Origin of the sequence: Catellatospora sp. NPDC049133, from assembly GCF_040648455.1 — a bacterium.
GTDB lineage: Bacteria > Actinomycetota > Actinomycetes > Mycobacteriales > Micromonosporaceae > Catellatospora > Catellatospora aurea.
Genome location: NZ_JBEZDT010000041.1, coordinates 79,690 through 91,528 on the forward strand (window position 1 = coordinate 79,690; position 11,839 = coordinate 91,528).

Sequence of the window (11,839 nt, forward strand, 5' to 3'; positions counted from 1 at the left end):
CGCGATGTCGCCCCGGCCGACGGCCGGGGCGACATCCATGAGCCACCGTCCGCGAGACGGCGACGAGGTGCGATCAGCGGGTCAGGCGGCCAAGCCCCGCTTCAACGCGCGCGCGATCTTGACCACGCGCTCAGCCTGGTGCCGCGCGGAGTTGCGGGCGTCCGTGCCAACCGACGCCGCTTCGTTGCCGTACTCGACATGCTGGGTCGTGCCGTAGGGATTGCCGTCGACGAGCTTGACCGGGTCGGTGTAGCCCGGCGGCACGATGATGCCACCGAAGTGGTAAATCGTGTTGTACATGGCCAGCAGCGTCGACTCGTGCCCGCCGTGGCGGGTCGAGGCGGAGGTGAAGCCGCTGTAGACCTTGTCGGCCAGCTTGTTCTGCATCCACAGCGGTGCCAGCGTGTCGAAGAACTGCTTGAGCTGCGAGGCGATGTTGCCGAACCTGGTGGGCGAGCCGAAGATGATCGCGTCAGCCCACTCGATGTCGTCGAAGCTCGGGGTCGGCACACCGGCGGTCGCGGCGTGGTGGGAGGCCCAAAGCGGGTTCGAATCGATCGCGGACTGCGGTGCCAGCTCGGCGACCTTGCGGACCCGGACCTGCGCGCCGGCGTTCTGCGCGGCCTTGCTCATCTCGTTGACGATCTCGGTGCCGGCACCGGTCGCGGAGTAGTAGATGACGGCGAGATTGACGGGGTGGGACATGTGCTCTTCCTTCGTTCTGTGCAGCCGCCGCGAACTGTGCGGCGGCAACCTGTACGTGCCGGAAGATCGGCACCCGGCAAGCTTAGGCGCGTCAAGGGTGACCTATCACCCTCAAGTGGCCGGTGACACATCACCCATCTGCTGCGTTCGACGAGCCAGGCGAGTGGTCGTCATCGGTCAGCGCGCCGACCGTGTCGTCAGTCTTCGAACGGCTCGTCCTGCAGCGCCTCGAGAACGGCCTCAGACGCCGTGGCGATGGCGTCGAGCTGGCGCGGGCTGAGCGCATCGAGAAAGACCTGGCGCACGTACCTGACATGCAGCGGCGCGGCCTCTTCGATGGCGGAGCGCCCCGCAGCGGTGAGGACCACGTTATTGCCACGGGTGTCCTCTGCGCAGCTCTGCCGCTCGAGCAGGCCGCGGGTGACCATGCGCGACACCTGGTGCGTGAGCCGCGTCTTCTCCCACCGCAGGCGCTCACGAAGTTCGAAGATCCGCAAAGAACCCGCGGGCGCCTCCGACAGCGCGCTCAGCACGGCGTAGTCGGCCAGCGACAGGCCGGTCGTGGCGAGCAGCTGGCGGTTCATGTGCCGGCGGATGTCCTCCTGCATGGTCAGGAATCCGTACCAGGCTCGTCGCTCGCGGTCGTTCAAGTACTCGGGTTTGCTCACTGTGACGACCCTACTCTGGTGATGTATCACCTTGCGCGTCGGTGTGTGGGCCGCGGTTGTGGCACCACCTCACTCGGTGGGCGCACTGGTGCTGCCGAGGTTGGTCATGGCCCGGTCCACCTGGTCCTGGCTCATCGGGGGAACAGGCAGCGGATGGGCATTGCCGGCCCGGAAGGCGTCGAGCATGAGGTGCAGGTGGCGGCGCCACACATCGGGAGCCACGTCGCGGGTGGCCGCCGCGATCCGGCTGTGTGCCCAGATGACGAAGGCCAGGTCCTGGCGCGTCACGTCGGCGCGCAGGGTGCCCTGCTGGTGGGCGCGGTCGACGATGGTCTGGGTGAGCTCGCGGATCCGGGTCAGCCGGCCGCTGACGAAGTCCGGCAGCGGAACGTGCATCGACGCCAGGTCGTTCATCCCGCTGTCATCGGCCTGCAGATCGCACAGCGTTTCGAGATAACCGCAGAAACCCTCCCACGGATCCGGCGCGCAGGCGCTCGCCTCGGCCGCGGCCAGCCAGGTCTGCAGCTTGCCCTCGAAAGCTTCCTGGACCAGGTCCGGGCGAGTCGGGAAATGCCGGTACAGCGTGCCGATCGCGACACCGGCCTGGCGTGCGATGCCCTCCAGCGACGCGTTGAGGCCCTCCCGTGCAAACGCGTCGGAGGCGGCTGCGAGCAGCGCGTCTCGGTTGCGTTGGGCGTCTCGCCGCAGGGGTCGTGTTGAACGGTTCGGCGACACGGATCCGGGCGGCATGGGCTGACCTTACCAAAGGTGAGGGCACCCTCATGAAGCATCCCACAAAAGCTGAGGGAGTCCTCATGTTGTGCTACGTTCGGAACGTGAGGGGGTCCTCCATTTGTTTCGAGGGTCCGTTCGCCGTGGTTTATCCGGCGGCTCAGCCGATCGGGCCTTCGATCGCCCGACTGGCTCAGAACGCCGCGATCTCATCTTCGCCGCGATCGAGTCGGTCACCGACGCACCGGTCACCCACCTGGTCTACAGCCACTGGCACTCCGACCACATCGGCGCGGCGTCCATGTTCGGCCCGAAGGTGAAGATCATCGCCCACGACATCACCCGCGACCTGCTGGCCCGCTTCCCGGACAAGTACCGCCCGCTGCCGACCGAGACGTTCGACACCGAGGCCACGCTCGAGGTCGGCGGGACCAAGCTGGAACTGTCCTACAAGGGCGCCGACCACTGCCCCGGCAACGTCTACATCTGGGCACCCACCCAAAAGGCGCTCACGAAGATCGACATCGTGAGCCCTGGCTCGGTGGCGTTCATGCACTGCGACTTCTCTGAAAACATCAGCGGGTTCTACCAGGCCCACGACGACATCCTGTCCTACGACTTCAAAGCCCTCATCGGCGGCCACATCACCCGCTGGGGCACCCGCGAAGACGTCGAGATCGTCCGGGAGTACTGGCACGACGTGCGCGACCACGCCGACGAGGCGCTCAAGGAGATGGCCTCCAAGGACGTCCTGGAAGGCTTCCACCACGGCATGGGCAAAGAGCACCGCCTTGTGGGCGCGGAGAACTTCATGAACTCGATGGTCAACTACATCGTCGACAAGACGCTGAGCAAGACCACCTCCAACGGCCAGACCTGGCCCGAACGGCTGGCCGGCGCCACTCCATTCACCAAGTACCACGCCTTCACCGTCATGGAGTCGACCCGCACCGAGCGCACCCACCACGGCTACCAGCGCCGCGGCGTCGGCGGACCCTGGTACATCGTCTGACCTTCCGCCCCACGCAGCACCGCCGTCGTGCCACCACCGGCGCGTCGGCGGTGCACACAGGCGACGACGCGGCTCACGCCTTCCGCCGGACAGGCGCGAGCCGCGACCCCTCGCCTGCGACGCACGGATGAGGCAGCCCCTCGCCGCAGCACGGTCCCCAACCGCGAACGGCCCGTTCGACGCGCGTCGCGGCACCCGGCCTTCGATCGCGCCGCCTGCGTAGCTCCCGTACAGAAAGACAAGCTCCATGCCTACTCACCGAGAACCCCGGCCACCGCGCGCCGTCTTACCCGTCGTGCTGCTCGCCGTGTTCTCAACCGAACGTCGATGGCCACGCACGCGCCGGATACGTTTGGCCTGATCGATGCCATGGACTTTGCCGGACAGCTGACATGAGTATGCGCTCAAGTACAGCGCTCATAAACGCCTTCACCCAACCCGTATACGCCGTGACCCTGCCAATTGGTGAATACGGTCCGCCGCCACGCCACGACGCGGTCATGCTGGGCGTCGGAGCCGAAACCCAGCCTTCGGAGCTGCTGCGGCGTCGTACCTGGCTGGCGCCGCCGGAGAAGGGTGTTTTCAATGACATGGCCCCGGTCCACGGTGGTGGACCGGGGCCTGCGCGGCGAGCCTCAGCAGACCGCCCTGGCTGCGTCGGTGATGAGTTCAGCCACGACCCTGGGGTTGCTGAGCATCACGACGTGCGACGAATTCGGCACTTCGACGACCTTGCGGGCGTTGGCGCGGCTGTACATCCAGCGTTGGGTGGCAGGCGGGATCGCCTTGTCCTGGCCGGCGACCAGCGCCCATGTCGGGATCGTCTTCCAGGCCGTGGCGGTGGTCGGGAAGATGAAGGAGTCGGCGTCGAACGGCCGCTGCGTGGCCTGCAAGGTCCGGAAGGCGCTGGTGGAGATGTCGGCGGCGAAGGCCGCCTGGCCGTCCTTGCCCAGGTACAGGTCGATTCCGGTGGTGCCGTCGGCCTTGGTGTACGGCACGCCCACGCTCACCGGCGCGACCTCGCTGCCGGGGAACTTGGTGATGAGTTCGCCCTGCGTCTCGCCGACCTCGGGCACGAACGCCGCGATGTAGACCAGCGCCTTGACGTTGGACTTCCCGGCGGCGGCGTTGGTGATGACCGTTCCGCCCATGGAGTGCGCGACCAGCACGACCGGACCGCTGATCGAGTCCAGCAGGCTCGCGACGTACGGCGCGTCGGTGGGGATTCCCCGCAGGGGGTTCGCCGCGCAGACGGTGCTGTAGCCCTTGCCCTGCAACTGCTGGATGGTCGCGTTCCAGCAGGACGAGTCGGCGTAGCCGCCGTGCACGAGCACGATGGTCGGCTTGGCCGACCCGGTGGTGCCGGTGGTCTCGGCGAACACGGCCGGGCCGGTGGCGAGCGCCGTTGCGGTGAGCGCGAGGCCGGCGCCTGCGCCGGTGACGAGGGTCCGCCGGGAGATCTGGTGGGACATTGTTGTGCTCCTACTCGTGGTGGGTATCAGTTGGCCGCGGAGGCTGCGGCCTGGCGGATGAGGTCGGCGACGGCGGTCGGCTGGGAGGCGTACACGGCGTGGCTGCCGGTCGCCTCGGCGGTGATCGCGCCGGCGCGGGCGGCCATGGCCCGCTGCGCGCCCGGCGGGATCATGCGGTCGTCGGTGGCGACCAGGTACCAGGCGGGCTTGTGCCGCCATGCCGGCTCGGTGACGGCGCCGGCCAGGCAGCCGACGCCCCAGGGGACCTGCGAGTCGGCCAGGAACGCCGCGTCCTGGGCAGACAGGTCGCCGGCGAACGAGGCGTGGAACCTGTCCCGGTCAAGGAACAGGAACCCGTCGCGGGGCGGCAGGATCGGCGGGACGGGCGCGCCGGGCGGCGGGTCGGCGATCAGCGTGTTGACCGACTCTCCCTTGTCCGGTGCGAACGCCGCGATGTAGACCAGGCCCGCGACGGCTTCGTGGGTGCCGGCTTCGCTGATGACGGCGCCGCCGTAGGAGTGCCCGACGAGGATGGCCGGACCGTCGAGGTCGTCGAGGATGAACCGGGTGGCGGCGACGTCGCCTTCCAGCGACAGTGTCGGGTTCTGCACGATCTTGACGTGGTATCCGTCGGCGGTCAGCAGCCGGTGCACGGCCTGCCAGCCGGAACCGTCGACGAAACCGCCGTGCACCAGCACGACGTTGCGGATGGGTTTGCTCATGGGGTTGCTCCCGAATCGCTGTGCGGCGGGCGGACCGCCCGCCGCTTCGCAACCCATGCAACCGGTTCCGCAAGCCCCGGACCAGGCAGGACAACATGCAGAACTACGTCTGCCCGGCCATCGCGGCTCTGCTGCGGCAGGTGGCCGCCTGCTGGTGTTCGCCGATCGACTCGAAGAGCTCGGCGGCATTCAGCAGAACCTGTCGTGCTTGATCGGCGTGGGAGGCGTCGTAAAGCTCGGCCAACATCCAGAGCATGGTGGCCTGCAGCAGCCGGTTGTCGGTGCCTTTGAGCAGGTCGACCGCGCGCAACATCAGGGGTATGCCTTCGTCGGCGCGGCCTGCGGCGCCCAGCGCCTGGGCGATGCGCGACAGCACGACCGGCAGAGTGCCTTCGGCGATCGTGGGGGTCATGCCGGCAGACGGGTCCTCGGCCAGCCGCAGTGACTGCTGGTAGCAGACGAGTGCTTCGTCGGTGTCGCCGAGCGCCACCGCGATGTAGCCACGCAGGATCCAGGCCTGGCAGGTGGCGTCGATGTCGCCGGCCTGCTGGAACAGGTCAGCCGCCGTGCGTGCGGCGTCCTGGGCCGCTGACAGATCGCCCAGTCTGCGTTGGGCGACGGCGGTGTAGTGCAGCGCCCACGCCTGTTGCAGCACGTCGCCGGCCGCGTCGGCGAGGGCGAGTGCGCGCGCGGTGAGGTCGAGCGCAGGCCGCGCGTCGCGCCACGGCAGCGTATGGGTCCAGGCCACATAGTTGAGGAACTCGGCCTGCAGCCGGATGTCGCCCAGGTGGACGGCCGAGTCGTAGCCGAGGGCGAACACGTCGCGCCATCGGTGCCAGTGCACCCACCGGTCGGAGAACCAGTGCATCGCGCCGACTGCCTGCGTCACCGCAGCGTGGTCGCCGTCGACCGCGGCGGCGCCCAGGGCCGGGAACCAGTGCTCGGCTTCGGCCCGGATCCAGCTGTCGGCGTCGTCGGTGGTGGCGAACGTGGTGCGGTCGCCGCCGGGTTCGAACCACCGTCCTGCGGCGGTCAGGGTATCCAGCAGCCAGGTGATCATCCGCCGGCGGGCGGAGGTCACCTCGGCTGCGGTGTCTTCGTGTTCGGCGCGCCGGTGGGCGTAGAGACGCACCAGGTCGTGGAAACGGTAGCGTCCATTCGGCGCCGTCTCCAGCAGACCGAGATCCACTAGATCGTCGAGATGCTCCTCGGCGGTCGTCGCAGACATCTGCACGATCTCCGAAGCCAGCGCCGCGTTGAAGTCCGCGCCGGGCACCAGCGCGATCTGCCGGAACAGCCTCCGGGTCGGCTCGGGTAGCTGCTCGTACGACACCCCGAACGCGGCGGCGACTTGCAGGTCACCGGCGCTGAGCTGGTCGAGGCGCCGCTCGGCGGCCGCCAGCCGCAGCACCAGGTCGGCCACGCTCCACTGCGGCCGGGACAGCAGCCGGTTGCCGGCGATGCGCAGCGCCAGCGGCAGCCCGCCCAACAGTTTCACCAGACCGTCCATGTCCTCGTGGCGAGGCGCAGACGCGCCGTCGGCGAGTATGCGCGTCATCAGGTCCTGTGCATCGGCGGTCGGCATCGGCGTCAGCTGCAGCCGCTGTACGCCTACCAGCCCTGCCAGCACGCGGCGGCTGGTGACGATGAGACGGCTGCTGCCGGCTCCCGGCTGCAGCGGCCGGACCTGTGCTTCGGTCGCCGCGTCGTCGACGATCACCAGGACGCGTCGTTCACGCAGCAGTTGCCGGTAGCGGGCGGCTCGTTCGGCCGGGTCTTGTGGAAGGTGCGGGTCGCGTACTCCCAGCGCTCGCAGGAGACGGGCCAGCATCTCGTCGCTGGGTGACGGGCGCCGGGTCATGCCGTGCGCTTCGATGAAGTGCACGCCGCCGGGGAAGCGGTCCCGTACGTGGTGCGCGGCGCGTACCGCCAACGTCGTCTTGCCCAGGCCGGCACCGCCGGAGATCACCGCGGTGCCTGCCTGGTCGTCGGCGCGGGCCCGGTCCTGGACGCGGTGCAGGAGCCAGGCCAGTTCGGCGGCCCGGCCGGTGAAGTCGCCGAGCGGGCCGGGCAGTTCACAGGAGCCAGGCGCGGCGCTGAGGTAGGCCGAGCGGGTCCGGCCTGCCTTCGCCAGGGCCAGGAGCCGCTCGCGGGGCTGGTCGTCGAGTTTGAGCGCGTCGGCGATCTGCGCCACCGTCCGGCGTTGCGGGCCGAGGGCCCGGCCGCGTTCCATGTCGCTGAGTGCCCGCACGCTGACGCCGGAGGCCTCGGACAGCTCCTCCAGCGTCAGGCCGGCGTCGTGGCGGGCGGTGCGCAACTCTGCTGCGAACGTGCTGCTCACCGGGCACCGGCCGCAGCCTGGCGGATCAGGTCGGCGACGGCTTGGGGTTGTGACACGTACACGGCATGGCTGCCGGGTGTCTCGGCGACGGTCGATCCGGCGCGCTCGGCCATGGCCCGCTGAGCCGGTGGCGGGATCATCCGGTCATCGGCGGCCACGAGGTACCAGCTGGGCTTGTACCGCCACGCCGCATCCGAGACGGCCCCGGACAGCGCGTCGACACCCCATGGCACCTGCGAGTCGGCCAGGAACTGTGCCTCGTCCAGCGGCACGTCCGCGGCGAACGAGGCGTGGAACTTGTCCCGGTCGAGGAGCAGGAACCCGTCCTGCGGCGGCAGGATCGGCGGCACCGGCGCGCCAGGCGGCGGGTCGGCGATCAGGGTGTTGACCGACTCGCCCTTGTCGGGTGCGAACGCCGCGACGTAGGCCAGTGCGGCCACCGCCGGGTGATTGCCGGCTTCGCTGATGACCGCGCCACCGTAGGAGTGGCCGACGAGTACGGTCGGGCCGTTCTGGCGCTGCAGGACCCGCCGGGTCGCCTCAGCATCACCGGCCAGCGACAAGGTCGGGTTCTGCACGATGCTGACGTTGAAGCCGTCACGGCGCAGCAGCTGGTAGACCTTCTGCCAGCCGGAGCCGTCGACGAAACCGCCGTGCACCAGCACGACGTTGTTGATGTTGGTCATCGTCTTCTCCAGGTGTTCACCGGTTGATGGAACCTAAAGCCGACGTTATGGACATGCGGTGGCCTGCCGCGTCTGTCAAATGACCGGTCAGTCCGTAAGGTCGCCGTCTTCGCCGGGAAGGCGGCCGAGCGCCTCGTGCAGCCCCGCGCGGGAGGTCACGCCGAGCTTCGGGAAGATCTGGTGCAGGTGGTAGCCCACAGTGCGGGCCGACAGGAACAGCCGTTCGGCGATCTGCTTGTTGGTCAGCCCCGTCGCGGCCAGCCGGGCGATCTGCAACTGCTGGGCGGTCAGCACCGCCACCTGCTCACCACCGGCAGGACTGTCGCGATGCAGTCCGGTCGCGCGCAGTTCGTTGACGGCCCGGTGCGCCCAGGGCCGGGCCTGCAGTTGGTCGAACAGATCCGCGGCCGCCTGCAGCTGAGGACGGGCCGCGGCCGGCGACCGGGTGCGGCGTAACCGTTCGCCGTAGGCCAAATGGATGCGGGCCAGGTCGAACGGCCACCGGTCGGCACCGGGCGACGCCAGCGCCAGGTCGAAAAGCGGTGCGAAGGAGGCGTCATCGGCTGCCATGGCACGGGCGCCGGCCGCGGTGAGTGCCAGGCGGGGCGACAGCTCCGCCACGTGTGATCGTTCGGCGGCGGCGACGTGGGCGCGGGCGTCATCTGCCCGGCCGGTGCGGGCGGCCGCCTCGACCACCTCCATGATCAGCCACAGTGCGTTCGGTGCGTGCGGTGCCAGGCTGCCGACGGGGCTGACCGTGCTCGCGCACCGGTACGCCTCTTCGAAGTCGGCCTTTGACAGCGCAGCGAGAGCACGGATGTGCCATGCGTACGACATGATGGCGCCTGCCCGGCGGGGACCTGCCCAGCGGGTCAGCTGCTGGGTGAGTTCGTGGGCGGTGTCGTCGTCGCCGCGCGCCGCGGCGACCAGCGCTTGCAGGAACAGGCTCGGCCAGCGCAGCAGCGTGTAGTCGTGGCTCTGGCACAGGTCGATCGCCTCGGCCGTGAGCGCGGCCAGGTCGTCCCAGCGGCCGGTGAAATAGGCGTCGTTGGCCAGCAGTGACAGAGCCTCGATCGCAGAGGTCACCGCTCCGCCCTCACGGCCGTGCCGCACCGCCCGCCACAGCGGCTCGCGGCACTCGCCGATCCGGTCGAGATAACTGGCGGCGATCGCGGTTCGGACGATGCGCGCGGGGCTGTTCTCCCGGCGCAGCGCCGCGATCGCGGTGTCGAGGGTGTCCAGAATCGGCAGCGCCCTGTGCGCGGGGTCGCCGAAGGTGGCGGCCAGGACGGAAATCAACTGCGGCGCGCGGGGCTCCAGCCGGTCCACCGTGGCATGAAAGGTCGCCCAGAACTCGGCCCGACCGGCGAAGAAGCAGACCATCAGCAGCGTGTACAGCGCCTCGATCAGGGTCTTGTCGTGGGCGTCGCGCGGTTGCGGCAGTGCGTCGATCGCGGCGGCCAGTAGCCGGTAGGCGGAGTCGACATCACCAGCCTCGTTGAGCAGGTGGTAGGCGCCGGCGACCGCGCCGGCTAGCGACCCGTGGTGTTCGGGGTCGGCACGGCGGGCGGCATCGAGAAGGGCCGGCACTTCGCGTAGGTCTCCGGTGACGACGGCACCGAAGTAGGCGGCTTCGGCCAACCGGGCGCTTCGGGCACCGCCGTCGGGGCTCAGATCAGCGGCGCGCAGGAGTTCGGTGATCGCGACAACGGAGTCACCGCGAAACAGGTTGATGTGGGCAACGTGCTCCAGCAGCGCGGCAGTCGCCTCGTCCGGGCCGGTGCTGGCCTCGGCCAGATGCCATGCCCGCCGGTGGACGTCGCGGCGATGATGTTCGGCAAGCCTGCGGTGGGCTTCTCGTAGCTGTTCGCCGGTGGTGCATCCGATGATCACAGACCGAATCAGGGTGTGGCGGAAGCTCAGCTTGGCTGCGGCGACGTCCACGGACACCAGCCGCATGTTCACGGCCGGGGCCAGGTCAGCAGCGGCTCTGCGCGGCTCGGCGATGACACTGAGGTCGCCGGTGCCGTCGAGTACCGCCAACAGGAGGGCTTGGCGTGTCGCTTTCGGAAGGTCACCGATGCGGGCGGCGAAGACCTGTTGCAGCCGACCGGTGATCGGCAGGACGGCCGTCAGCGGGCCTGGACCTTGCGTGGATAAGGCTATGGGCAGCTCCAGCAGCGCCAGCGGATTGCCCTGAGCCTCGGCAAGCAGCCGTTGCCGGGGCCGGGCCGCCAGCGCCGGGTAGCGGCTGTCGAGCAGGCGCTGGGAAGCTTCGTCGGACAGCGGCGCGAGCTCGTAGGTGGACAGCCCGCTGGTGTCGAACGCCGTCGGTTCTCCGGTCCGGGCAGTGGCGAGTACGCCGATGCGGTGCCCGGCGACCCGCCGGGCGCAGAACGCGAGGATCTGTGCGCTGATCGGATCCAGCCATGGCATGTCGTCGACGATCAGCAAGAGCGGACGCGCAGTGGCCGCTCGGATGAGCAGCTGCAGGGCGGCGTTCGAGATCGCCAGCCGATTGGCGTTGATGGAGGCGTCGAGGCCGAGCGCGCCGCGCAACGCGGCCCGGTGTGCGGGTTCGAGGCGGTCGAGGTCGGCCAGCAGCGGTGACACCACCTGGGCCAAGCCGGTGAAGCTGACGTTCGCGTCGTGTTCGACTCCGACGGCCCAGATGACCTGCGTCCCCAGGGCCGCGGCATGATTTGCGGCGTCGGCGACCAGCACCGATTTGCCTATCCCGGCGTCGCCGAGGATGACCAACGCTGCGCCGCTGGTGGTGGTGCCCTCGACGAAAGACCGTACGAAGGCGATGTCGTCGTCGCGGCCGATAAGCGACGGGTCGTGCCGCGCCCAGGCAACGCGGCCGTGGGGTTCGCTCATCTCCGCTCCTGACGCAGCCGCTGCCGAAAGTCCGCGCTGCCTGACCGATCGGGCGACCTGTCGCGGCCCCTGAGGATCGCACTCGGCTGGTACTGCGGCTTCTCCTGGCAGCGTAGCCGTTGGAAGGATCATCAACGCGAGGGAATCTGCCCTGATGGGCGCTTCAGACCCTTTTATGGCTCTTGGAGGCACGCACCCACGGGTGGCCCCCCGTGCTTCACCCGAGGGTGTGCCGAGGGCTGGCACGGGTCGCAAAACGCCGACGCAGCAGCGGCCGTGCTGGCCGCCGGCGGTGCCTGGGCACTGGGCAACCAGCCCCCGCAGCGGCCAAAGTCGCCGCACACGCGCCGGTGGACGTCAGCCTCGTCGGGTTCGCCACACGTTCCGGGCCTCAGCCAGGACTCTCCATGGTGCCGGTGTCGGTCGACCCGTGGTGGTGCTCGGGTGTGGGGTGAGTTACCGGTTGGCAGCCCGCTGGCTGTCGCGTTGAGCTCGTACGTTGTGGCTGGCTGTGGCGTTCTGGCAGCGGCCGGTGGCCAGGTTCCACTTCCAGCCGTGCAGCTGGCAGGTGAGCTGGTCGCCCTCGACGATGCCGAAGCGGGTCAGATCGGCCTTCAGGTG

10 protein-coding genes are annotated in these 11,839 nt (G+C 69.3%); 1 reads left to right on the forward strand and 9 read right to left on the reverse strand.

Going from position 1 to position 11,839, the window contains the following annotated elements:
* Positions 1 to 81: 81 nt before the first annotated feature.
* The 3 genes from AB0B35_RS34855 to AB0B35_RS34865 all read right to left on the reverse strand — a co-directional run bounded on the left by AB0B35_RS34855 (position 82) and on the right by AB0B35_RS34865 (position 2,123).
* Positions 82 to 705 carry a flavodoxin family protein gene (locus AB0B35_RS34855; RefSeq protein ID WP_360533946.1) on the reverse strand — a complete coding sequence of 208 codons (624 nt, stop codon included), beginning with the start codon at positions 703 to 705 and terminating at the stop codon, positions 82 to 84.
* Between the two features lie 197 nt (positions 706 to 902).
* Positions 903 to 1,373 carry a MarR family winged helix-turn-helix transcriptional regulator gene (locus AB0B35_RS34860; protein WP_361053962.1) on the reverse strand — a complete coding sequence of 157 codons (471 nt, stop codon included), beginning with the start codon at positions 1,371 to 1,373 and terminating at the stop codon, positions 903 to 905.
* A gap of 69 nt (positions 1,374 to 1,442) precedes the next feature.
* On the reverse strand, positions 1,443 to 2,123 hold the full coding sequence (locus AB0B35_RS34865) for a TetR/AcrR family transcriptional regulator (RefSeq protein WP_361053965.1): 681 nt from the start codon (positions 2,121 to 2,123) through the stop codon (positions 1,443 to 1,445).
* A 70-nt stretch (positions 2,124 to 2,193) separates the two neighbouring features.
* On the opposite strand from AB0B35_RS34865, the gene AB0B35_RS34870 reads away from it, so the two are divergent.
* The gene (locus tag AB0B35_RS34870; RefSeq protein ID WP_361053968.1) at positions 2,194 to 3,117 is read left to right on the forward strand and encodes an MBL fold metallo-hydrolase; all 924 of its coding nucleotides are present in this window, start codon (positions 2,194 to 2,196) and stop codon (positions 3,115 to 3,117) included.
* 635 nt (positions 3,118 to 3,752) lie between these two features.
* Here the strand turns inward: AB0B35_RS34870 and AB0B35_RS34875 are convergent.
* The 6 genes from AB0B35_RS34875 to AB0B35_RS34900 all read right to left on the reverse strand — a co-directional run.
* On the reverse strand, positions 3,753 to 4,589 hold the full coding sequence (locus AB0B35_RS34875; RefSeq protein ID WP_361053971.1) for an alpha/beta hydrolase: 837 nt from the start codon (positions 4,587 to 4,589) through the stop codon (positions 3,753 to 3,755).
* A 26-nt stretch (positions 4,590 to 4,615) separates the two neighbouring features.
* Positions 4,616 to 5,311 (reverse strand): alpha/beta hydrolase, encoded by a 696-nt coding sequence (locus AB0B35_RS34880; RefSeq protein ID WP_361053973.1) that lies wholly within the window; start codon positions 5,309 to 5,311, stop codon positions 4,616 to 4,618.
* 103 nt (positions 5,312 to 5,414) lie between these two features.
* A complete protein-coding gene (locus AB0B35_RS34885; protein WP_361053976.1) occupies positions 5,415 to 7,652 on the reverse strand; it encodes a helix-turn-helix domain-containing protein in 2,238 nt (745 codons plus the stop codon).
* Complete coding sequence (locus AB0B35_RS34890; protein ID WP_360533973.1) at positions 7,649 to 8,338, reverse strand: alpha/beta hydrolase; 690 nt, start codon at positions 8,336 to 8,338, stop codon at positions 7,649 to 7,651. The genes AB0B35_RS34885 and AB0B35_RS34890 overlap by 4 nt, the downstream gene beginning before the upstream one ends.
* Positions 8,339 to 8,425: 87 nt before the next feature.
* The gene (locus tag AB0B35_RS34895; RefSeq protein WP_361053979.1) at positions 8,426 to 11,350 is read right to left on the reverse strand and encodes an AAA family ATPase; all 2,925 of its coding nucleotides are present in this window, start codon (positions 11,348 to 11,350) and stop codon (positions 8,426 to 8,428) included.
* 324 nt (positions 11,351 to 11,674) lie between these two features.
* A partial coding sequence (locus tag AB0B35_RS34900) for a Rieske 2Fe-2S domain-containing protein (protein WP_361053988.1) occupies positions 11,675 to 11,839 on the reverse strand: 165 nt, incomplete at its 5' end.